General features: G+C 70.2%; 17 protein-coding genes, 1 pseudogene and 1 riboswitch. Of the genes and pseudogenes, 7 read left to right on the top strand and 11 right to left on the bottom strand.

The window, feature by feature from the left end; genetic code table 11:
* Positions 1–1,730: 1,730 nt before the first annotated feature.
* The 6 genes and pseudogenes from A37E_RS27515 to A37E_RS0121605 all read right to left on the bottom strand — a co-directional run.
* Positions 1,731–2,003 (bottom strand): annotated as a pseudogene (locus A37E_RS27515) (MerR family transcriptional regulator); the annotation flags it as partial.
* A 159-nt stretch (positions 2,004–2,162) separates the two neighbouring features.
* Entirely contained in the window at positions 2,163–2,480 is a 318-nt protein-coding gene (locus A37E_RS0121625; RefSeq protein WP_024279023.1) for an integration host factor subunit alpha, read from the bottom strand.
* Between the two features lie 208 nt (positions 2,481–2,688).
* Positions 2,689–3,663 (bottom strand): beta-ketoacyl-ACP synthase III, encoded by a 975-nt coding sequence (locus A37E_RS0121620; protein ID WP_029558531.1) that lies wholly within the window; start codon positions 3,661–3,663, stop codon positions 2,689–2,691.
* A complete protein-coding gene (gene plsX, locus A37E_RS0121615; protein ID WP_024279025.1) occupies positions 3,660–4,730 on the bottom strand; it encodes a phosphate acyltransferase PlsX in 1,071 nt (356 codons plus the stop codon). Before plsX ends, A37E_RS0121620 begins: the two co-directional genes overlap by 4 nt.
* A gap of 175 nt (positions 4,731–4,905) precedes the next feature.
* The gene (locus tag A37E_RS0121610; protein WP_024279026.1) at positions 4,906–5,412 is read right to left on the bottom strand and encodes a DUF177 domain-containing protein; all 507 of its coding nucleotides are present in this window, start codon (positions 5,410–5,412) and stop codon (positions 4,906–4,908) included.
* The gene (locus A37E_RS0121605; protein WP_029558530.1) at positions 5,409–5,972 is read right to left on the bottom strand and encodes a ubiquinol-cytochrome C chaperone family protein; all 564 of its coding nucleotides are present in this window, start codon (positions 5,970–5,972) and stop codon (positions 5,409–5,411) included. The genes A37E_RS0121610 and A37E_RS0121605 overlap by 4 nt, the downstream gene beginning before the upstream one ends.
* A gap of 224 nt (positions 5,973–6,196) precedes the next feature.
* Between A37E_RS0121605 and A37E_RS0121600 the strand changes: the two genes are divergently transcribed.
* The 5 genes from A37E_RS0121600 to A37E_RS0121580 all read left to right on the top strand — a co-directional run bounded on the left by A37E_RS0121600 (position 6,197) and on the right by A37E_RS0121580 (position 9,577).
* Positions 6,197–6,628, top strand: coding sequence for an outer membrane protein assembly factor BamE (locus A37E_RS0121600; RefSeq protein ID WP_038193518.1), 432 nt, complete (start codon positions 6,197–6,199; stop codon positions 6,626–6,628).
* 160 nt (positions 6,629–6,788) lie between these two features.
* The gene (gene cobS / locus A37E_RS0121595) at positions 6,789–7,577 is read left to right on the top strand and encodes an adenosylcobinamide-GDP ribazoletransferase (RefSeq protein ID WP_029558528.1); all 789 of its coding nucleotides are present in this window, start codon (positions 6,789–6,791) and stop codon (positions 7,575–7,577) included.
* Between the two features lie 105 nt (positions 7,578–7,682).
* Positions 7,683–7,874 carry a DUF1289 domain-containing protein gene (locus A37E_RS0121590; protein ID WP_024279030.1) on the top strand — a complete coding sequence of 64 codons (192 nt, stop codon included), beginning with the start codon at positions 7,683–7,685 and terminating at the stop codon, positions 7,872–7,874.
* A gap of 6 nt (positions 7,875–7,880) precedes the next feature.
* On the top strand, positions 7,881–8,597 hold the full coding sequence (locus A37E_RS0121585) for a TIGR02281 family clan AA aspartic protease (RefSeq protein ID WP_024279031.1): 717 nt from the start codon (positions 7,881–7,883) through the stop codon (positions 8,595–8,597).
* A gap of 68 nt (positions 8,598–8,665) precedes the next feature.
* Complete coding sequence (locus tag A37E_RS0121580) at positions 8,666–9,577, top strand: cation transporter (protein WP_029558527.1); 912 nt, start codon at positions 8,666–8,668, stop codon at positions 9,575–9,577.
* 49 nt (positions 9,578–9,626) lie between these two features.
* On the opposite strand, the gene A37E_RS0121575 is transcribed toward A37E_RS0121580, so the two are convergent.
* On the bottom strand, positions 9,627–10,463 hold the full coding sequence (locus tag A37E_RS0121575) for an aldo/keto reductase (protein WP_029558526.1): 837 nt from the start codon (positions 10,461–10,463) through the stop codon (positions 9,627–9,629).
* Between the two features lie 147 nt (positions 10,464–10,610).
* On the opposite strand from A37E_RS0121575, the gene A37E_RS26160 reads away from it, so the two are divergent.
* Together A37E_RS26160 and A37E_RS26155 are read left to right on the top strand one after the other, a co-directional pair.
* Positions 10,611–10,988, top strand: a complete 378-nt coding sequence (locus tag A37E_RS26160; protein ID WP_051679246.1) for a hypothetical protein — start codon at positions 10,611–10,613, stop codon at positions 10,986–10,988.
* A gap of 77 nt (positions 10,989–11,065) precedes the next feature.
* On the top strand, positions 11,066–11,650 hold the full coding sequence (locus tag A37E_RS26155) for a DUF983 domain-containing protein (protein ID WP_197023026.1): 585 nt from the start codon (positions 11,066–11,068) through the stop codon (positions 11,648–11,650).
* A 60-nt stretch (positions 11,651–11,710) separates the two neighbouring features.
* Here A37E_RS26155 and A37E_RS0121560 read toward each other — a convergent pair whose 3' ends face one another.
* The 4 genes from A37E_RS0121560 to A37E_RS25545 all read right to left on the bottom strand — a co-directional run bounded on the left by A37E_RS0121560 (position 11,711) and on the right by A37E_RS25545 (position 22,922).
* Positions 11,711–12,394: an energy-coupling factor ABC transporter permease gene (locus tag A37E_RS0121560; protein WP_029558523.1), complete on the bottom strand. Its 684-nt coding sequence runs from the start codon at positions 12,392–12,394 to the stop codon at positions 11,711–11,713.
* Between the two features lie 36 nt (positions 12,395–12,430).
* Positions 12,431–12,674, bottom strand: a riboswitch (cobalamin riboswitch).
* A 91-nt stretch (positions 12,675–12,765) separates the two neighbouring features.
* The gene (locus A37E_RS0121555; protein WP_029558522.1) at positions 12,766–13,257 is read right to left on the bottom strand and encodes a copper chaperone PCu(A)C; all 492 of its coding nucleotides are present in this window, start codon (positions 13,255–13,257) and stop codon (positions 12,766–12,768) included.
* 152 nt (positions 13,258–13,409) lie between these two features.
* Positions 13,410–13,859, bottom strand: coding sequence for a hypothetical protein (locus A37E_RS0121550; protein WP_029558521.1), 450 nt, complete (start codon positions 13,857–13,859; stop codon positions 13,410–13,412).
* Between the two features lie 15 nt (positions 13,860–13,874).
* Positions 13,875–22,922, bottom strand: a complete 9,048-nt coding sequence (locus A37E_RS25545; protein WP_038193513.1) for an autotransporter outer membrane beta-barrel domain-containing protein — start codon at positions 22,920–22,922, stop codon at positions 13,875–13,877.
* Between the last annotated feature and the right edge of the window lie 25 nt (positions 22,923–22,947).

Raw genomic sequence — 22,947 nt, 5'->3', positions numbered from 1 at the left:
ATGGCCTCGCCCTGCCAACTGCCCGGCGACCGGGGCAGGCGGGCCGACACCTCTCCCGGACCGTACGATTCCGTTGGGTAGGGTTCACGCCTCATGGGGTGTTCCGCGCCTGCGCGTGGCGCAGGGGCGGGTGCGACGCCTAGCGACGGCTCGCGCCGCGCCTCACTGGCGCGCGGGTCCGGCCGGCGTGGGCGGTCCATGGGCCGCTCGAAGACACGCCGGTCCGACGGCCGATCGGCGTAACGATCCTCGGACCGATCATGGGGCCGATCCTGGTCGTTCATGGAATACTCCGGCTCGGCGGCTCTCGGGTTCGGTCGGTAAGGGGCGGGCGCCTCGGCAGGCAATGGCGCGGCCTGGGGCCATTCGTCATCGGCCGGACGGGCGGAGGGGGCATGGAATGCGCGGGGCGGTTCGGAAGGTGCGTCAGCCGCCCAGCGACCGTCGTCCCGCCACTCCTCGTCCCTCCGATCCTCGTCCTGACGGCCCCTGGCCTGCCAGTCGGTGCCCCGATCGGCGTCCGAGGCTGTCGGTTCAACGGTCGCGCTTTCCACCCAATCGGTCTGGCGCCAATCGCCGTCACGCAGCAGCCGGCCTTCGCGCGTATCGCGGTCACGCGGAGGGGGCGGCTCCGCCTCGAGCCAGTCGCGATTTTCGGCCGCCGGCCGCCGGGCGTGGCGGGGGATGAAATCCTCGGGCGGGCCCGGATATTCCTCCGGCTCGCGGGGCAAGGGCGCGGAGCGATCGGGGCGGCTTGGCTCCAGCGCGCGCGGGGCCTCGTCGCGGGCGTCGTGGCGAGCCTCATGGTGGGTGTCGTACTCGGGGACTTCATGCGGGCGCGGCGGACGTCGATCCTGCGCTTTGAGGCGGCGGATGCGATCCTCGATGGGCTCGGACACCTGCGGTGCGGGCGGAAAATCATCCAGGAACGGCAGCAGCGGGTCGTCGAGCTCGGGCGAATGGGGCGCCTGATCGTCGGCCGGCATGGCGAGACGCGACGCCGGCCCGCGGCTCGGCCGCTGCATGGGGCGCAGCTGAGGCTCGAGCCGTTCGCCCGGATGCCCCTCCGGCGCGACCCGGCGGGGCGGAGGCGGCTCTGCGCGTCGGCTCGCCATCTCGTCCGCCTCGATGTCCGCTTGGGAACGATCGCGACGCATATGACGCTCGACGCCCGGCTCCAGCCTCGGTTCCAATCCCGGATCACTCCGACGCATCGGAGCGGCGTCGCGATCCATATCCGCATCGTGCCGCGGGACCGGGCGCCGGGCGGGAAAGTCGTCCGCCTCGAACGAGGGCTCGCGGCGGTCGTCCTCTGCGGGGCGACGGCGGTCCGGGGGAGCCTTGTCGCGATCAGGCGCGCGGCTCGATCCGTCAAATTCGGGTTTGTCGCGAAGCGGCTGATTGCGCAGGGGCATTTCCCGCTGCGGGGCATCGAATGCGGGATCGAGCCGCTCCGAGCGGCCGCCACGGGGGCTGCCTTCACGCAGGGGCCTCGGGGGGGCGGCTGGCTCGGAGGCCAGATCCCGGTCGGCCTCGGCATCGGGGAAGGGGAGCGGCAGCTCGGCGCTTTCGGGCAGCTCGGGAAGGACATCCTCCTCCCCTCCCCGCCCCTTGCCGCGCCGGCGCGGCAGCAGACCGAGCAGGCCGCCGAAGGTCACGCCCTCCCCGCTTGCGGCGCGGGCCGGACGCGCGGATCGCATGGAGGCCACCTCACGCTCGATGCCGAGATCCTGGACGTAGCGCACGCCCTGGTCCTTCAGCACGCGCTGGGCGCCCTTGATGGTGAAACCGTCGGTGTAGAGCAGGTGACGGATGCCACGCAGGAGGTCCACGTCCTCCGGCCGGTAGAATCGCCGGCCGCCTGCGCGCTTCACCGGCTTGATCTGGGTGAAGCGGCTTTCCCAGAAGCGCAGGACGTGTTGCGGGAGCTCAAGCTCGTCCGCCACCTCGCTGATGGTCCGGAAGGCGTCCGGAGCTTTCTCCGTCTCGCGCGCGTCGCCCACCTTGTCTCCCGCTTCGTTCGACCGAATCGCCCAGAGCCCGTGCGGGAATCATAGGTGCGATTGGCGCATGCGGAAAGGCGGACAAGCCACGGCAAGGGCTTGTCCCCGGTTGTTCGCGCGATCGGTTACGAAATCCTGTCCGTGGGCAGGCGACGGGGATCAGTCCTCGTCGGCGCCGTCCGGCTCGGTGCCGTTGATGCGGTGCTTCAGGATGCTCGAGGGCTTGAACACCATGACCCGGCGGGGCTCGATGGGCACTTCCTGGCCGGTCTTGGGATTGCGCCCGATGCGCTCGCCCTTGTCGCGCACGACAAAGGAACCGAACGAAGACAGCTTGACCGTCTCGCCGCGGGCGAGGCAGTCCGCAATCTCCTTCAGAACCATCTCGACGAGCTGGGCAGACTCGGTGCGAGAAAGTCCAACCTGCTGATAGACGGCCTCACACAGATCCGCCCGCGTTACGGTCCGACCAGCCATATGTCTCCCCGACCCCTGAAAGCGCGCTCGGACCGGCCGCCAACGCCCTGCGACCGCCCAGCCTTGCAAACGCAGCAATTCTTAACAGTTGAGGCTGCACGAATGTGACGGATACGACGCCGCACCTCCCACAGACCCCAGCGCCTGCGGGCAACGGCGTCCGGCAAACTAGCCGCGCCAGCCGAGCAAGGTCAACGCATTATGTGGTCTACCAGCGGATCAGTGCCGACCCCCAGGTGAATCCGCCGCCCATTGCCTCGAGCAACACCAGATCACCTTTGGTAATCCGCCCATCCCGCACTGCGACATCAAGTGCCAGGGGGATGGAGGCCGCGGAGGTGTTTCCGTGGAGATCCACGGTCGTCACCACCTTTTCCGGTGCAATGCCCAGCTTCAGCGCGCTGGCGTCGATGATGCGGCGGTTCGCCTGATGGGGCACGAACCAGTCGATGCTGGCGGCGCTCTCGCCGGTGGCGGCGAAGGCGTCCTCGATCACGTCGGTGATCATGCCCACCGCGTGCTTGAACACTTCCTTGCCTTCCATGCGCAGATGGCCGGCCGTGCCCGTGGTAGACGGCCCGCCGTCCACATAGAGCTTGGCGCGATGGCGGCCATCCGAGCGCAGATGGGACGTCAGGAGACCGGAATCGCCGGCTGTCGCCGCGTCCACGCCTTCGAGCACGAGCGCGCCGGCGCCGTCGCCGAACAGGACGCAGGTGCCGCGATCCTCCCAATCGAGGATGCGCGAGAAGGTCTCGGCGCCGATCACCAGCGCCCGCTTGAAGGCGCCGGTCTTCAGATAGGCGTCGGCTGTGGCGAGGGCGAAGACGAAGCCGGAGCACACCGCCTGGACATCGAAGGCGGCGCCACGGGTGATGCCAAGCTCGGCCTGTACCGTCACCGAGGTGGCCGGAAAGGTCAGATCTGGCGTCGCGGTGCCGAGGATGATCAGGTCGATGTCGGCGGCGGTGAGGCCGGACGCATCCAGCGCGCGCTGGGCCGCCTTGATGGCGAGGTGGGAAGTGAATTCACCTTCCGCAGCGATGTGCCGCTGGCGGATGCCGGTGCGCTGGACGATCCACTCGTCGGACGTGTCCATGCGCGACGCGAGCTCGGCGTTGCTGAGAACCCGCTCGGGAAGATAGGACCCGGTGCCCCGGGCGACGGACCTGATACCGCTCACGATTGTCCTTCCGCCCCTGCGGCCTCCGGCCGGCGCTCGGAAATCTCCGGAGGCCTGCGGCTGGTGAGGCTCTGTTCGATGTGCGCCAGCAATTGGTGGCGCACCATGTCATAGGCGAGGTCGACGGCGGCGGCGAAGCCCTCCGCGTCGGTGCCGCCGTGGCTCTTGATGACGACGCCGTTGAGGCCGAGGAACACGCCGCCATTGGCCCGGCGCGGGTCCATCTTCTCCTTCAGCACGCGGAAGGCGTCGCGCGCGAAGAGATAGCCGATCCTCGCCCGCAGCGTCCGGCTCATGGCCGAGCGCAGGTAGGAGGCGAGCTGCTTGGCCGTGCCCTCGGCGGTCTTCAAGGCGATGTTGCCGGAAAAGCCCTCGGTCACGACCACGTCCACCGTGCCGGCGCCGATGTCGTTGCCCTCGACGAAGCCGTGATAGTTCACCGACACCCCCTCCTCCCGGAGGATGCGAGCGGCTTCCTTCACTTCCTCGACGCCCTTGATCTCCTCGACGCCCACGTTGAGGAGGCCGACGGTCGGCTTCTCGATGTCGAACAGCACCCGCGCCATGGCCGAGCCCATGATCGCCATCTCGACGAGGCTCTTGGCGGTGGCGCCGATGGAGGCGCCCACGTCGAGCACCACCGTCTCGCCGCGCAACGTCGGCCAGATGGCGGCGATGGCGGGGCGGCTGATGCCCGGCATGGTGCGCAGGTTGAAATTGGCCATGGCCATCAGCGCGCCGGTGTTGCCGGCGGACACGGCAACGTCGGCCTCGTGGACCTTCACCGCGTCGATGGCCTTCCACATGGACGACTTGTAGCGGCCCCGGCGCAGCGCCTGGCTCGGCTTGTCGTCCATGCCGACCACAACGTCGGTGTGGATGATGCGGGACGCGGCAGCGAGCTTGGGGTGGCTCTTCAGAACCTCGCGGACCCGCGCCTCATCGCCATAGAGGAGGAAGCTTGTGTCGGGATGGCGCCCCAGCGAGATTTCCGCCCCGGCAAGGACCGTCTCGGGTCCATGGTCGCCGCCCATGGCGTCGACGGCGATGCGGACGGGTACGGTCATCTCCGGCGTAAATCCCTGCTTCGATCGAATGGCGGCGGGCTCTGCCCTGGCGGAAAAGGTGAGGGATCCAAGAAAATCCCGGCAAGCATGTCCCGTCGTTACCGTCGCCGTTGCGGCGGGCGGACAATAGCGTGTCGCGGCGCCATCGCAACTGCTCCGGGGCGGCGAGGTGCGCTCACTCCTTGTCCTTCAGGCGGGAGAGTGCGGAGAAGGGCGAAATGGCGGGATCCTCCGCCGGCGGCTCGAACACCGCCCCGGGCTTGCGCGGGTAGGGATCGACGCCGAGGGCCAGGAACTCGCACACCAGCGCGCCCACATCGATCCGCCCGTCCACGATCTCGTCCGGCGGGTCGATCTCGTTCTCCTCGTCCTCTTCGGAGGGCTTGTAGGTGCCGGCGGGGGCGAAGTGGACGTCGATTTCCTCCTCGAGCGGCGCGTCGAACGCCTCCAGCGTCACCCCGCACGTCTGGCGGACAGTCGCCGTGAGTCGGCCCGAGACGCGCACGCCCTCCCTGCCTTCCGGCACAAGGTGAAGCGTCGCCAGAATCCCTTCGGCGTGGAGCACGCCCGCATAGCGCGCAAGCGCCGCCGTGGCGGCTGCATCGGGCGCGAGCTTCAGGTGAAGGCCGAGCGGCGGGAGGTCGGCGACGGAGATCATGTGGGAATAAGGAAGGTCGCTCATTGTCCCGCCTCCGGAGCAGGCCTGAGTTGGGGCGCCGGCAGCACCAGCACGCCGCGGGCGAAGGTTTCAAAGGGCGTTGCCGCAAGGCTGTCCGCGGCGGCACGAACGTAGGCCGCGAAGGGGGCTGCCGTGGGCACCGTCTCTTCCGTACCGAGAACATTGCGGGCAAGAGCTTGCGCCAGTAGCGCATTGCCGCCGTCGGCCAGTGCGGTATCATATGCCGCAACACGGCCGTAAAAGGCCTCGCCGATCTTCTTCATCTTCTTCGGAACGGTGAGGTCGCCGACGCCCAGCTCACGCATGGTGCTGTCCATGTCGGCGGCGAAGGCGTCGAAAATCTCCTGCGACATAGCGCGCGCGGTATCGTCGCCGTCCTTCAGGCGGTGGCAGACCAGCACGGTGTGGAGCACCACCATCTCGAAGCGTCCCTCCAGCGTATCGGGAACGCCGAAGTCGGTGTAGAACTCCGCCCGCCGCGACTGTGCCACGATCACGCCATACAGGCGCTCGATGGTCTCGCGGGACTTGGCACGCTTTGACGAGCGGAACAGGTTGAGCATTTCGGCTTCCGGGCCAAGGTCCGGCGAGGAGTTGAACGGGCAAGCGGCGTAACGCGCCCTCGCCCGCATGGCAAGGGGCGGTAGCCGAGGCGGCGCGCCGGGGCGCCGTTCACTGGACAAAAATGGGGATGCGTGTGGCGTCACGAGACAAGAGGCATGAACGCACGGGGAACGCGCCGACCACCAGGAACCGGAGGCTCGGCCTTGCGGGGACCGCCGGCCTCTTGCTCGCCGGGATGGCGCTCGCGGGCTGCGACCAGGTGATCGTGAACGGCACGGGCGGCCAGCTCTCCGGCGTGGTTCGCACCTATCAGCGCGGCTACGTGCTGGCCGATGGCGCGCTGGATCAGATCCCGGTCGGATCGAGCCAGGAACAGGTGCTGCTGGTGCTCGGCACGCCGTCCACCGTCGCGACGCTGAACGGCGACGCCTTCTTCTACATCTCCCAGACCCAGCAGCGCGTCGCCTTCCTGAAGCCGGAGATCACCGAGCAGAAGGTGCTCGCGGTCTATTTCGACAAGAACAAGCGCGTGACGCGCATCGCCCAGTACGGACTGAAGGACGGCAAGGTGTTCGACTTCGTGTCGCAGACCACGCCCACCAGCGGCGAGGAACTGAGCCTCATCCGCCAGATGATCGGCCTCATCACCTTCTGATCGGGGATTTGGGCAGGCCCGCCGTGCGCATCGCGTGCGCCGGGCCGTGACCTACGCGGGTCTTGACCTGCGCGGTACTTGACCTGCGCCGCAAATGGCGCTCCCAAGGGCGGCGGGGCCCCCGCCCCTTCGCAACGCCCGGAGCGACGAGCCCCAACCGATGGCCAGAACACTCGGACAGGACCTCGCTGCCGCGCTGCGCTTCTATTCCCGCCTGCCGCTGCCGGCCCGGGATGACACCGCCTTCGCGCCGCCCGACATCGACCGCATCGCCTATGCGATCCCCATCGCCGGTGCAGTGCTCGGCCTGATCGGGGCGCTGGTCCTTATCCTCGCCATGGCCGTGAAGCTGCCGGCGTTCCTCGCCGCGGTGCTGGCGGTGACGGCGCTGGCGCTGGCCACCGGATGCTTCCACGAGGACGGGCTGGCCGACACCGCGGATGGGCTGGGCGGCGGCCGCGACCGTGCGCACAAGCTCGCCATCATGCGCGACAGCCGCATCGGCACCTATGGCGGGACAGCGCTCCTGTTGGGGCTGCTGCTGCGGATCGGCGCGCTGGAGGCGCTCGCCATGTCGGTCGGCCCGCTGCGCGCCGGGCTTGCCCTCATCGCCGGCGAAGCGGCCTCCCGTGCCGCCGGGGTACTGCTCATTGCCGCTTTGCCCCCGGCCCGCACCGATGGCGCCGGCGCGTCCGTCGGCCGGCCCTCGGAAGCGGCGGCGCTGTCCTGTGCGCTGGTCGCCGCGCTCCTCGTCTGCGTGCTGATGGTGGCGGCGTTCGGCATCGGCGCGGCCTTTGCCGGCCTGATCGGGCCGGTGCTGGCGCTGCTGGTGATGATGCGCCTGTCGAGCCGCCTTATCGGCGGGCAGACCGGCGACGTGGCGGGCGCCACCCAGCAGGTGGCGGTGATTGTGTTCCTCCTCGGCGTGCTTATCTTCGGCGGACGGTAGGCGAGCGGCGATTCCCGCCCCGCCTCAGCCGGAAGGAGCCGAGGGCCCGCCCGCGCAACCATGACCGAGCCGTCAGAAACCCGGACCGTTTCCCGCACCGGCACCATCGTCACGCCCTGCATCAAGGTGTGTGCGGTGGAGCCCTTGAGCGGGCTGTGCATCGGCTGCGGGCGGACGCTGCGCGAGATCGGCGGCTGGGCCTCCTTCTCCCCGGATGCGCGCGACCGGATCATGGCCGTCCTCCCCGACCGTCTGGCGCGTCTCCGGCAGACGGCGCCGGACGCCTTCATGGAATAGGCCGCCATGCGCAGCGACCGTCTCCTCTGGCTCCTCCTGATCGGCCTGTTCGCCGGCGGCGTCATCCTCGCGGTGAACCACGAGCAGGGCGAAGTGGCGGGCATCGACATCAACAAGTTCGGTGCGCTGGTGGGGCAGCTTTCCATCGCCGTGTTCGTGGGCGCGGCGGCGTGGTCCATCATTCGCGGCCGGATCGCCGAATCGCTCATGGCCGCCGCCTTCTGGCTCGTGCTCGCGGTGCTGCTGGCCCTCGGCTACACCTATCGTGACCCCCTCGCCCAGGTCGGCCGCAAGGTGCTGGCCGAAGTGGCGCCGGGCTATGCGGTCAATCTCGCGCAGACCGGCACGAGCATCGTGGAGGTAACGCGCGGCGCGGGCGGCGACTTCGCCGTGCGTGCCGGCATCAACGGCTCCGGGGTGAGCATGCTGGTCGACACCGGAGCCTCCTCCGTCGTGCTGACCCACGAGGCGGCGCAGGCGGTGGGCCTGCCGGTGGATTTCCTGAAGTACGACGTACCCGTCGACACCGCCGCCGGCCGGACGCGCGCCGCCGCCGTGGTGCTGGACACCATGACCATCGGCAGCATCGTCGAACGGCACGTGCCCGCCCTCGTCTCTCCCGCCGGCGCACTGCGCACCAGCCTCCTCGGCATGAGCTTCCTGTCGCGGCTGGACGCCTTCGAGTTCCGCGGCGACAAGCTCGTCATGCGTGGCGGAAAATGATTGTATTTCCGCCTCCTGCTCGTCTCGGTTAGGGTCGCGCGTTCCTCATGCCTGAACGGCGAAGCTTGATGCGCGTGCCCACAGCGACCGATCTCCAGAAGGAACGGGCGATCCTGTTCGCCATCCTTCTCGATTTCAGCGTTTTCGTGCCCTACCTCATCACCGTGTCGCGGATCGGTTCGCTGGCCATGCTGGCGGAACTCCTGCGCGGCGGCCTGCTGCTTCTGGTGGAAGGCCTCGCGCTGGTGACGCTGCGCGCCGCCCATCGCGGCCGCATGTATTTCTACGATTTCGGCATCGGCAAGCTCGAGCGCATGTTCGCGGCCGCCATCGGCGTGCTGCTGCTGCTCGCGGCGGTGTTCATCCTCATCAAGGTGATGGACTCGACCGAATCCGAGCCGCTGCCGCCATTCTGGGTGGCCGCCGCCCTGGGGCTTGTCGTCTACAACCTGTTCACGAATCTGGCGCCGCTGGTTCCGCTGTGGCGGGCGACGCGCGCGGGCACCTCTATCATCGTGCTCAGCCAGTTCCGCGCCCGCATCGCCAAGGCAGTCGCCTCGGTGACGGTCGTGGTGTGCGTCGCCCTCGACGTGCTGCTGCCGCATACCGAGGTGGGGCTGGCCGCCGACGATATCGGCGGGCTTATCGGCGCCGCCTTCATGCTGGTCATCGGCGGCGCCATGATCTCGGAAGCCCTGCCGGACCTTCTCGACCGGGCGCTGGCCGAGCCGCTCCAGATGAAGGTCAACGCCGCACTCGCCGCCTACTTCGATCGCTACGAGCAGCTCATCGGCGTTCGGACCCGCAAGTCCGGCAATGTCGCCCATGTGGAGATCACGGTGGGCTTTGCGCCCGGGCGCACCATCGCCGACGTCAGCTCGGTGACGCAGGGCCTGCGCCAGACACTGACCGCCGCCATACCCGACGCCGACGTGGTGGTCATCGCCGCGCCCTACGATCCGGACGCGCGAACGGCCTAGAGCATCTGCATTTTCACGCGAACCGGCATCCACTTCGCTTGAAAGTGCTTCAGAGCATCTCCAGCCCCACCTTGCGGCGCGGCGGGGGAAAGGCCTTGTCGATGGCGGCAAGGTCTTCGGCGTCCAGCACCAGATCGCGCGCGGCGGCATTCATCTCCACATGCTCGACGCGGCTCGCCTTGGGGATGGCGATGACGTCCCCGCTGCGCATCACCCAGGCGAGCGCCACCTGGAACGGGTCCACGCCGTGCTTCTTCGCCACGGCGCCCAGCGCCCCGCCACGCGGCAGGCGGGCCTGCTCGATGGGGCTGTAGGCCATGACCGGGATGCGCGCGGCCCGCAGCTCCGGGAACAGGTCGAATTCCGGCCCGCGGCGGCCCGGGTTGTAGAGCACCTGGTTGGCAGCGCAGGCAGTGCCACCCTTGGTCGCGAGCAGTTCCTCCATGTCGTCCGTGTCGAGGTTGCTCACGCCCCAGAGGCGGATCTTGCCGGCTTTCTGGAGCGCCTCGAAGCCGGCGATGGTCTCGGACAGGGGATGGTTGCCGCGCCAGTGGAGGAGATAAAGGTCGATCACGTCGGTCTTCATCCGCTTCAGGCTGCGCTCGCAGGCGGCGGCGACGCCGGTCCGGCTGGCGTTGTGGGGATAGACCTTGCTGACGAGGAACACCTCGTCCCGACGCCCGGCAATGGCCTCCCCCACCACCTCCTCGGCACCGCCGTCGGCATACATCTCCGCCGTATCGATCAGGGTGAGGCCGAGGTCGATGCCGCGCTGCAAGGCCTTCGCCTCGGCGGAGCGGGCGGTGGAACGCTCGCCCATGTACCAGGTGCCCTGGCCGAGGGCGGGCACCGTCTCGCCATTGGGAAGGGTCACGGTCTTGGTCATGGGCGGTTCCTCGGGCTTCGTTCCGCTGGCTGGTTGCGGGCGACCATAACGGCTGCTTCGGGCAGGTCCAGAGCCGGCCTGCGGCAGGGAGACGCTGCGTAGATTCACGCGCTTGACCCCTTCTGCCGCGTTGCACACAAGCGGAGCATGGGCATCGGGTTGGGATTCAAGGGCTTGCGGGTGGCGGCTGCCGCACTTTTCGTGCTGGCGCAGCTGACGCTCGGGTTCGCCCATCAGCCTGTCGCCCTGCCCTCCTCCGAGGCTCCCGTCGATCTTGCGGCCTATGCGCTGCCGGACGGCACGCTGCCGGACCTCTGCCTCAATGGCGCAGACACCGGAACGGTTCTCAAGGCCCATCCCTGCGACGCCTGCGTGCTGACCTCGGCGCCCGGCCTTGCGGTGGCGCCGCAACCCTCGCTCGCGGCGCCCGATGGCCGGCGCATCGCGCACCTCCCCGCGGGCTGCGAACGTCGGCCGGCCGAGCAAGCCCGCGGCGCCCAGGCGCGTGGCCCTCCTGTGACCTGACCCAAAGCTGAACCGGCGCGGGAGCCTCCCGACGCCTCCGGTCCCTGCCGCCCATGCGGCCCTTCGGGTTTTCGTTCATGTCAGACACGCAATCTCACGCGTCTTCGGAGGCGCTCGCGCGCGCCCGCGCCGCCATGTCGGCGGAATTCGGCACCGTCACCCGCACCGCGTTCGATCCGGCGCGCCGCGCGCCGCGGCGGCTCTATCACACCAACGGCTTCAACCCACCCCGCCCCATCGAGGCGGCGGCGCGGCGTGGCTGGTCCGGGCGTTGCCCGGCCTGCGGCGAAGGTGCCCTGTTCGGGCGCTGGATGCAGGTTTCGGAATCCTGCGCGCACTGCGGCGAGGCGCTGGGCCATGCCCGCGTCACCAACGCCGTGCCGGTCCTCGCAATCCCTCTTGCGCTGCTGGCCGGATCGCTGGTGGGCGGCATCCTTGAACTGCTCAGCGACCTCCCGCTGGCGCTCGAGCTTGCGGCCAGCGAACTGGTGGCGGTGGCGGCCGCCTTCCATGTGCTGCCCCGCGCCAAGGGCCTCGCCGTCGGCCTTGCCTGGGCGAACCATGTGGGCGGCTTCGATCCGCTCCGCCATCTGGTGCCGGACCCGGAAGCCCCAGCCGCCCTGCCCTCTCCCGCCCTGCCCCCACAGGTCGAAGTCCCCTGAAACGCAGAACGCCGGCGGGAGCACCGCCGGCGTTCTGTTATCCGAGGGTTGCGGGCGCGATCAGGCCGCGTCGTAGAGCCGGCGCTCCAGCAGCGGGTTGCCGCCCTTGAAGGCGCCATGCAGCGCCTTCGCGGCCGCGAGCACCGCAAGGTCCACCAGCGGCTCGACGATGATGACGAGCATGTAGGCGCCGCCGAAGGTCGCCACCGAGGCGATGTTCTCGGAGGCGAAGCCCTGGCCATAGACGGCCCAGAACGCCACCCAGCCGACGATGCCGGCCTGATAAGTGGTGGAGAGCGCGAGCGCCTGCCTGTACTTCAGTTCCACATAGGGCGTGCCCGGCGCCACGATGCGGCGCGCGACGGCGGCGACGCCGAACAGCGGCACCAGCAGGGTCGTCACGTTCATCCCGTACTGGGGCAGGTCGAACGGTGCGAAGAACAGGCCCTGGACGAGCAGGCCGAAGGCGAGGCCGAGGGCCGCCGGAGCCGCGCCGAACATCAGGAACAGGGTCGAGCCGAGAATGAGGTGCACTTCCGAGACGCCCACCGGATAGTGCGGCAGTACCTCGAAGAAGCTGAACACGAGAGCGGTGGTGGCGAGGGTGCGGCCGGCCAGCGAGAGGACGCCGCGCTCGCGCGCCGCCTCATAGGCAAGCTTCAGGGCATAGCCGCCGGCGGCGGCCGCCGTGACATAGCTGAGGCCGATCTTGGCCCCGTCCACGAGTCCGGGTTCGATATGCATGCTGGTCTCCGTTGCCGTCTCACCCGACGGCCCGAGGGTTGTCATCATGCGATCGGCCGGTCTCCTGACTCGCGGGTCTACGCTCACCCCCGCCTTCCCGGCCGGCCCTAGGGGCTGTGGCCAGTGGCATACTGGAAGATCGCTCGCCGCTCACAGTCGCGGGGGCGGTTGGGGCTTCGGGCCAACCCCGGCGGATATCCGCGCAGGTTCAGGCCCTACCCCATTCCCGTTTCACTCCGGATGCCGTGGCAACCGGAGCACCGTTCGCACGCGCAGCAGGCACCGAACACCTCCGCGCTGTCAAGCGATCCCGGAGGCGAAACGCGCCGGTACCTTCCGGACCGGCGCGTCGTGCGCGTGTGTTTCCCGCCTCAGTGGCCGGGATGGGCGCTGCCGGAGGCGCCGAGGCCCTCCACCTGGAACTTCACGGGCACGCTGCCGGCCTTCTCGAAGGTCAGCGTGCCGTCCACAGAGGTGCCTTCCTTGAGCGGGGACTTCAGGTCCATGAACATGATGTGGTAGCCGCCCGGCTTCAGCTCGACGCTGCCGCCGGCCGGGATGGTGAGACCGTCCGGGATGGGCCGCATCACCATGACGCCGTCCTTCATGGCCATCTCGTGGATCTCGACCCGGCCGGCGAACGGCACGGTGGCGGAGATCAGGCGATCGGGCGCGGCGCCGGTGTTCTTCACCACCAGATAGCCGGCGGCGACGCTGGCGCCGCCCGGCGTCGCCCGCGACCAGGGATGGTCGATCTGCAGCGAGCCGGCCTTGTAGTCGTGCGCCACGGCAGCGCCCGACAAGGCCACGGTGGCGGCGGCAGCGGCCATCACGGCACGGCGGGTGAGATGGAAAATGGACATGGGTGCTCCTTGGTTGCGCCAATGGGGCTTCTGCCCCATTGGCGGGATGAACCTGCTTGGTTGGATTGGATGACACGCCCGCCACCCGAGCCGGACACGCGATGGCGTGGCCGCGCAGGCGGGGCAGATTCGGCCTTCGAAGGCACCAGGGGTCAGGCGTCGAGGGGAGGCCCCTGCGAGGACCGCGGCTCGCGGCGGTCGCGACCACTTCCCTCTGCGGCGGCAACGGCTGCCCGCTCGGAAATCGCGGGGGTCGCGACAGGACGTCCGGCGTCGGCGGCAACCGGGAGGATCGGCGCCAGAGAATGGAAGGCGCAAAGGGCGCAGCAGACGGAATGGTCTGCCTGCGGCGACTCCGGGGTGTTGTCCGGAACTCCGGTGCTGCGGGCGCACAGGGCACCGCCGCCGGATGCGCTGGCCATGGCCGTGCCGGCGGAGCGCTCGAGCGCGATGCCCGCGACGAACAACTGCAGCACGAAGGCATAGGCAAGCCAGACGCAAAACGCGCCGCGCCCCCACCCTGCCTCACGCCACCTCGCCACCCGCTGCTCCCGGACCTCGATCACCGGCCGGCATGTTAACCGCCCGGCGGAGAAAGTCATCCGGTGCCGCCGCCCTCAGAAGTGGACGGCGAAGCGCGCCATGCCGCGCTGGGACAGGAAATCCTGGCCGACGTTCAGGCCGTACTCCACCTTGATCTCCAGATTGTCGCGGGTGACGGCCTGCAATCCGAGGTCGAGATTGCCCAGAACGTCCGGCAGCGGCGTGGAGGTGACGAAGCTGCCGGCCGACAGCGGCGCCCACAGGAAGCGGGCCGTCGTCTGCCAGGCATCGTTGGAGGCGAAGGACGCGCCGAGCGTCATGTAGGGCCGCAGCACCACCCCGTCTGGCAGGTCCATCCGGCCGCCGAACTCCACCGCCGGCGTGGCGACGAAGGTGGTGAGGCTCGATCCCTGCAACGCCAGCTCCGCGCCCGTGCGGCCGAGTTCGCTGAAGCCCGGCATCTCCACGTGAATGAGGTCGAGGTCCACCCTCGGCCGCACATAGTAGTTGGCGAACGAGAATTCGTAGGACGCCCGCAGCCGACCGGTGACGTTGTAGACATCGGAATTGCTGGTGGCCTGGCCTCCGGCGATGCCGATGGTCCGGGTGTTGTCGTAGGAGACCCAGCCGGCATCCACGGCGGCGGAGAACAGCCAGGGGCCCCACTGCCGCTTCAGGGCGACGCCGATATCGCCGCCGTTGCCGCTCGCCGAGAACCAGCCGCTGGGGCTGGACACCGACGACTGCTGGTAGGCGCCCGACAAGGCGAGGAACCAGTCCGTGGCCAGCTCGTGCTGGACCCCCGCCTGGAAGATCAGGCTGTCGGAGGCATAGCCCTGCATCTGCGAGGTGGTCGTCTGGCCGGTGTGGTCGTAGATGATCCGCGCCCAGGCGCAATTGTCCTCCCGCAGCTGGGTGCTCGATGCCACGAACACGGGGCAGCTCAAGGTGCGGTCGAGGAAGGCCTGACTCTCGCCGATGCGCAGCCCCGCCGGGGCCTGGAGCAGTTGCGGGGAGAGCTGGCCCAGCGCGCCCTGGTAGGCCAGTGCCGAATTGATATCGAAGAGGCCGTTGAACACCTTGGACATGCCGCCGACATCGCCGGTGTCCCACACCCTTTGCAGGCTTCCGCCGACGGACGCCTCGTTGCCCGACAGCCACACGCCCTTGGGCAGGAAGTGGGCGATGGGGCTGATGGTCAGCGAGGTATCGTCGGCATGCACCGCCCAGCTGTAGGCAAGGCCGCTGTCCTTCGCCACCGCCGTGCTGGTCAGCTGATCCGCGACGAAGATGGTGTAGGAGTCCTTCGGCGCGATGCTGGTCGCCCTCGGATCGATGGTGCCGCTGAGGGTGGCCCCGCCGACGACGCGGATCTGGTCGTTGCGCGCAGAGGCGGAATCCACATCCACCTGCAGAACGCCGTCGGAGCCGAGGCCCCCGGCGATGCTGGTGGTGGCGATCACGCCCAGCCCGCCGGGATTGACCGTGCCGTGGTTGATGAAGCCCGGAGCGCCCGGCCCCGCACCGAAAGTGGCGGCGAAGGTGGAGGTGTCCCCCGCGGTCTTGACGACCGTGCCGGAATTGAACGTCGCGCCCGCCTCGTTGACGAGCCCGTTGGTGCCGCCGCCGAGATCGACGCTGCCGTTCAGCGTGCCCCTGTTGATGACGCTGTCGTCGCCGACGCCGGCCGCGATGGCCATGCCGCTGAGCCCGGAGACCACCGCGCCTTGCGCGATGGTGACGGTGTTCTCGGTGCCACCCGACAGGACGATGGCAGCGGTGCCGGTGCCGCCCCGCACCACGCCGCCATCGGCGATGAGGATCTGGATCTGGCCGTTTCCGCTCGCCCCGAGGCTCTGCGCGAAGATGGCCGGCGAATTGTCGCCGGTGGCGATGGCACTGCCGGAGACCAGCACGGTGACAGGCCCACCGGTGCCCGCGCCTCCGGCCGTGCCGAGGCCGACGCCTCCGGCAGTCGCCGCAAGGCCGCCACCGCCGCCGATGGACTGGGCCACGATCACCGGCGCGTTGTCGCCCCGTGTCGTGGCCGTGCCGGTGAGGGAGACGTAGATGGCGCCGCCGTTGCCCGAGCCGCCGCCGCTGCCCTGGATGCCGTCCTGGTTCGAGAACACCGCGCTCGCCGCCGAGCCGCCGATGCCGCCGCCGCCGCCCACCGACTGGGCGAAGATGGCCGATGCGCCGGTGCCGGAGGTGACGATGGTTCCCGCGGCGAGGGCGTAGATGTTGCCGCCATTCCCGCCCTGCCCGGCCGACCCGCCGAACGCGACGGCGCCGGTGGCATCGGCCGAAGACGTGCCGCCGATGCCGCCGCCGCCGCCGATGGACTGGGCGAGCACGCCGAACGCATTGTCGCCCGAGGTGCGGATCACCGAGCCGGCGTCGAGATCCAAGGTGACGGTGCCGCCCTCACTGCTGCTGCCGCCATCGCCGCCCAGGGTCAGGGCGAGCGAGTGGCTGCCCGATGTCTTGGTGGAGCTGGTCGCGGCGATGCCGCCGCCGCCGCCGATGGACTGCGCCAGAACGCCGATGGAGGCATCGCCCGACGTCTGGATGGTGCCGTACACGTTGCCATAGACCTTGCCACCGGCGCCGCCCGCACCGCCCGAGGCTCCGAGGCCCACGGTCGCGGAGAAAATGCCGTTGCCGGAATCGGTGGCCACGGTCGAGGCCCGCCCGCCACCGCCGCCGATGGACTGAAGCACCATGCCGTTGGCGAGGTCGCCGCTGGTGACGATGGTGCCCTGCTGCGTGACGTTGACGGTATCGCCCTTGCCCGCCACGCCACCGGCACCACCGAGGGAAAATGTGGCGGTGATGGTGTTCTGCCCGCCGTTGGCGACGCTGTTGGCGATGGATGCATTGCCGCCGCCGCCGCCGATGGACTGGGCCAGAACGCCGTCCGAGCCGTCACCCAGCGTCTGGATCGCGCCGTTGATGCCAATGGTGACGTTGCCGCCATTGCCACCGCCGCCGCCCGAACCGCCGAGGCTGGCGGCCACGCTCGCCTTGCCGCCGGTGTCGCCGCCGGAGGACGAGGCGACGGAGGCCTTGCCGCCGCCACCGCCGATGGATTGGGCGAGGATGCCCGCGGAATCGTGCCCCTTCGTGACGAGATGGGACGTGTCCCCGCTGCCGAACAGGACCTCGACTTTGCCGCCATATCCGCCGCTGCCACCGCTGCCGCCCACGGTCGCGGACAGGTCGAAGCTGTTGCCGCCCTTGCCGTCCGCTGTGGATTTGCCGGCACCGCCCACGCCGCCCGACCCGCCGATGGACTGGGCGACGATGGCATCCGCCGCATCGCCCGTCGTGGCGATGGTCACGGCCCCCGTGGCAGTCACGGAGACCTCGCCGCCATGACCGCCTGCCCCGCCCGTTCCGCCGACGATGGTCCCCACCGCGATCTTGCCACTGGTGGCATTCTGGGCGCTGCCGGCCGCGCCGCCGCCGCCGCCGATGGACTGCGCCAGGATGGCGCTCGCCCCGGTGCCGGCGGTGAAGATGTCGCCCGTATTGGAGACCGACACCGTGTTGCCGTAGCCGCCCTGGCCGCCGCTGCCGCTGAGGGACAGGGTGACGGCCGCCGTGCCGCCGGTGCCGCTGTTTCCCGTCACCGCGGCCGAGCCGCCGCCGCCGCCGATGGACTGCGCCAGGATGCCGTGGCCGAAATCGCCGCTGGTGACGAGCGTGCCGGAATTGTTCACGGTGGTCAGGCCGCCGTTGCCCCCGCCCTTGCCGCTGCCGCCGAGGCTGGCACCGAGATCGAGCTGCGCGCTCTGGCCCGATGCGGTCGAGACGGCTGACACCGCATTGCCGCCGCCGCCGCCGATGGATTGCGCGACGATGGCGCTGGCGTGGTCGCCGGAGGTCTGCACCCGTCCGGCGTTGACCACGGTGGCCGCGCCGCCGTTGCCACCGGTTGCGCCGCTCCCGCCGAGCGTGGCAGAAACATTGGCCGCGTCCGCGCCCGAGGTGGTGGAGGAGGCCGCGCCGCCCTTGCCGCCGCCGCCGCCGATGGACTGCGCGACCAGGCCGTTGGAGCCGGTGCCCACGGTCACGATGGCGAAGGCGGTGGCGCTCGGCTCGGCCCCGGTGCCGTTGGTGATAATGGCGGAATAGCCGTTTCCGGCGCTGCCGCCCCCACCGCCGATGTCCACCGACAGGCCGAGGCCGTTGCCGCCCTTGCCGTCGGCCTTGCCCGTACCCGAGCCGGCCGAACCGCCGCCGCCACCGATGGACTGCACGAGAACGGCATCCGCCGCGTCGCCGGTGGTGATGATCCTGCCGCTGCCGCCGGACGCGGACAGGGTGGCGGTGGCTTGCCCGCCATTGCCGCCCCCGCCGCCGGCACCGCCCAGCGCGGCGCCGATGCTGATCTTGCCGGAAGCGGCATTGTCGGCGCTGCCGGCTGCGCCGCCGCCACCGCCGATGGATTGCACGAGGATGCCGGTGGCGCCCTGCCCGGTCGTGTAGATGCTGCCGGAGGTGGAGACCGAGGCCAACTCGCCGTCGCCGCCGCTGCCGCCCGACCCCGCCAGGGTCAGGTTGACGCCTGCCGTGCCGCCATTGGCGGCTCCAGCCGAAGTGCCCGACTTGCCGCCGCCGCCACCGATGGACTGAGCCAGAATGCCGTAGCTGAAATTGCCGAGAGTGAGGATGGTTGCGCCGTTCTCAACGGTGGCGGTGCCGCCCGTGTTGCCGGAGCCGCCACTTCCGCCCAGCGTGGCAGTCACGGTCGCGTCGGCCTTGGTGCCGTCCGCCGCAGTATGGGAGGCGAGCGCGATGCCGCCGCCGCCGCCGATGGACTGCGCCACGATGCCGGAGGCATGGTCGCCGCCGGTCACGATGGTGCCGCCGACGGTGGTCACATAGGCGCCGCCGCCAGAATTCCCGGAACCGCCGTTGCCGCCAATCCCGACCGTCAGGCCGACGGTGGACGAAGAGCCTTTCGCGGCGCTCGACGAGGTCGTAGCGCCACCTTTACCGCCACCGCCGCCGATGGACTGCGCGACGAGACCGTTGGAGCCGGTGCCGAGCGTGGTGATGGCGGCGCCCTGGGTGGTCGCGCTGCCGTTATTCACGTTCACCGTTTCACCGTGGCCGCCGGAGCCCCCGCCACCGCCCACCGTGACGTCAAGGCTGGCGCTGTTGCCGCCGGCCCCGTCCGCCTTGCCCGAGCCGGCCCCGCCGTTGCCGCCACTGCCGCCGATGGACTGGGCCAGCACGCCGTCCGAACCGTTGCCGGTGGTGACAAGGCTGCCGAGCTTGGCATTGTACAGGTCGACGGTCACGGCTCCGCCGTTGCCGCCGCCGCCGCCGGTTCCGCCGATCGCCGAGCCGATGGCGAACTTGCCGGTGGCCGCATTGGTGGAACTGCCCGCATTGCCACCGCCACCACCGATGGACTGGGCCAGGATGCCGACGCCGTCCTGCCCCTCGGTGCGGATATCGCCGGTGCTCGTGACCGTCACCGCTCCGCCGTAGGCCCCCGTCCCGCCCGTGCCGGCGAGGGCGAAGGAGAGGCTCGCGGTCTTGGCCGCGCTGGCCGCGGCGCTCGCGCCCGCCGTGCCGCCACCGCCGCCCACCGACTGGGCGAGGATGGCATTGGAATGGTCGCCAGTGACAAGGATGGTTCCCGAATTCGTCACGCTCACCTTGCCGCCCTCGGAGCCGGCGCCGCCCGCGCCGCCGAGGGTTGCGGTGATGGAATAGCTGCCGCCGGAGCCCTTGGCGGTGGATGAGCCGCCCTTGCCGCCACCGCCGCCCACCGACTGGGCGAGGATGCCGTTGGCCATGTCACCGCTCGTCCTGATGGCGGCGGAATTGGTCACATAGACATTGCCGCCGTTGGAGCCGGTCCCCCCCGCCCCACCGAGGGTCAGCGTCGCCGAGACGGACTGGCCGCCGGAGGCATGGGAATCCGCCCCCACCGATCCGCCCACGCCGCCGCCGCCGCCCACCGACTGGGCCAGGATGGCATCCGAGAGCTTGCCGGATGTGGTGATCTGACCCGCGGTGGTCACTGTGACGGTGCCGCCGGAATAACCCAGGCCGCCCCCTCCCGCGAGGGATGCGCCGAGCGAGATCTTCGACGAGGCGGCCGCGTTGGAGTTGCCGCCGATGCCACCGCCGCCACCCACAGATTGGGCCAGGATGGCGACGGAATCCTCGCCCTTGGTCTCGATGATGGCGTCGGTATTCACCGTGACGTTGCCGCCCGTGCCGCCGCTACCGCCCGTCGCGCCGAGGGTGAGGGTGAGGCCAGCCTGCCCGCCGCTCGCGGAGCCCGCCGCAGCGCCGCCCTTGCCACCGCCGCCCCCGATGGATTGCGCCACGATGGCCGAGGCGTGATCTCCGGAGGTCTGGATGTGGATCGGCTGGGCTGAACTGGGCGCGAGGGCCGTGACCGTGACGCTTCCGCCGTTGCCGCCCTTGCCGCCCTTGCCGCCGAGGTCTGCGGAGAGGGTGAAGGACGTGTTGGAGCCCCCTGAAAGGTCGGAGGCTTTGGTGCTGCTCTTGCCCGAGGCGGAGCCGCCGGTGCCGCCACCGCCGCCCACCGACTGGGCGAGAATGGCATCCGCATCGGCACCGGTCGTCGCGATCTGCCCGGTGTCGGTCACAGTGACGTCGCCGCCCTTGCCGCCACCACCGCCCTTGCCGCCCAGCCCGACGCTCAGGTCGACGGAGCCGCCTGCGGCATCGGCCGTACCGCCGCCCGCGGTGCCGCCGCCGCCGCCCACCGATTGCGCAAGGATGCCCCGCGCGCTGGTGCCGGACGTGGTGATGGTGCCGGACTGGATCACCGTCACCGCATAGGCGTTGCCCGCGACATTGCCGCTTCCCCCGGCGCCGAGCCCGAGCGACACGGAGGTCTTGCCGGAAAGCGATGCGGCATTGGACGAGGTGGAGCCCACGCCGCCATTGCCACCGCCGCCGCCGACGGCCTGGGCGATGATGCCGTCGGCGAAATCGCCGGACGTGGCGATGGAGCCGGAATTGTTCACCGTCACCGTGCCGGAATTCTGGCCCGCTCCGCCCTGCCCACCCAGCGTCGCCGACACCGTCAGGGCGACGCCGCTGGACACGCTGACGCCGAGCGCGCTCGCATCTCCGCCGGTTCCGCCGCCCCCGCCGATGGACTGCGCCAGGATGCCGGTCGAGCCGGCGCCGGAGGTCTTGATGGAGCCGGTATTGGTGGCGCTGGCGGCCATGCCGATGCCGCCGTCCCCGCCCGAGCCGCCCACGCTGGCGTTGACAGTGACCGACCCTTCGACGCCTGCGGAAATGGCGTTGGCGGCGGAAGAACCGCCATTGCCGCCGCCGCCGCCGATGGACTGCACCACCATGCCCATGGAATCGAGGCCGCTGGTGACGATCTGCCCGGAATTGGTGACGGTGACGTTGCCGCCGTTTCCACCGCTGCCGCCCGAGCCGCCCACCGCCGCCGCAACCGCGACATACAGGCCGCCGCTCTGCGACAGCCCGCTGCCGCCCGAACCGCCACCGCCCCCCACCGACTGGGCGAGAATGGCGGACGCGCGGTCGCCCGTGGTGACGATGCCCGCTGAGTTCGTGACGGTGACCGTGCCGCCGGAGCCACCGGAACCGCCGGAGCCGCCGATGGTCAGGGCCGCGCCTTCGACGGTGTCGGCCACCGCCTTCCCGCCCGCGCCGCCGCCGCCGCCGATGGACTGGGCCAGCAGGGCCGTGGAATAGCTGCCAGACGTGACGATGGTGACGGTGCCCGGCGCCGCCCCGGAATTCGTCACATAGACGTTTCCGCCATTGCCGCCGCTGCCGCCGCCGCCGCCGATGGCTGCGGACACGCCGACACCGACGCTCATGGTGCCGCCGCCGCGCCCGCCGCCGCCGCCCACGGACTGCGCGACCACACCGAGTGAATTGTCGCCGCTGGTGACGATCGTTCCCGAATTGTAGAGCGTGGTCTTCCCGCCGTCTCCGCCCGACGCACCCTGTCCGCCGAGGGATGCGACACCGCCCGCGCCCCCGCCGTTGCCCCCGCCGCCGCCGATGGACTGGGCCAGAACGCCGTCCGAGAACTTGCCGCTGGTGGTGATGACGCCGTAATTCTTGGCGGTCGCTTCCGCACTGCCGCCGGTGCCGGACGTGCCTGAATTGCCGACGGAGCCGCCGACGGCGACACACCCCGCGGCGCTGTTTGAACATCCGCCCACGATGAGGTTGCCGCCACCGCCGCCCACCGACTGCACGAGCATTCCGTGGGCGTAATTCCCGGTGGTGGTGACCGTCCCGGTGTTGATGCCCGTGGCGTTCGCGCCCGCGCCGCTGACGGCGCCGTTCCCGCCCATGGAGACGAACACCGCATCCGCCGAGCCGCCGTTGCCGCCACCGCCCGCGACAGACTGCACCACGATGCCGACCGAGCCGTTGCCGCCGGTTGAGACCGCGCCGCCGGAGTTCAGATAGACGTTGCCCGCGGCGCCACCCGGGCCGGCGACGCCGCCCGAGCTGCTGATGAACCCGCCCACGGACGCGCCGTTCGCGCCGGTGCCGCCGAGGCTCTGCGCGACGATGGCGTTCGAGGCGTAGCCCGAGGTCTGAACCTTCGCGCCGCTCGCGACGATCACGTTGACGGCGGTGCCGCTGGCGGCGCTGCCACCGGTGCCGCCAGCGCCGCCGGTCTCTTTGAGCGATTTGTCCGCGGGCGCGCCATTGCCGCCCGCCCCGCCATTGGCGGCCACGATGATGCCGTGGGCCGTATCGCCGCTGGTGGTGATGGTGACGCCACCCTGGACCGTGAGGGAGGCCGTGCCGCCGGTGCCGCCCGTTCCGCCATTGCCACCGTAAGCATGGGTAATGGAAGACGCGCTTCCTCCAAAACCGCCTGCCCCGCCATTGGCATAGACGGCAACGGCCGGGGCGGACGATCCTGTGGTGGTGATCGCGGATTTTGACCCGACGGTGAGGGAGATGTTTCCGCCGTTTCCGCCGTTTCCGCCGTTTCCGCCGTATCCATCTGAGACACCGCCGTCAGCCCCTCCGCCCTTTCCTCCTTCGCCGCCATCGGCTTTGGCCAGGATGGCCACCTGGGAAGAGGTTATGGTTCCGGAGACCTGCATATTGACGGTCCCAGCGTCGCCGCCA

Origin of the sequence: Xanthobacter sp. 91 (assembly GCF_000702385.1) — a bacterium.
GTDB lineage: Bacteria > Pseudomonadota > Alphaproteobacteria > Rhizobiales > Xanthobacteraceae > Xanthobacter > Xanthobacter aminoxidans.
This window is presented reverse-complemented; position numbering and strand designations above follow the sequence as displayed.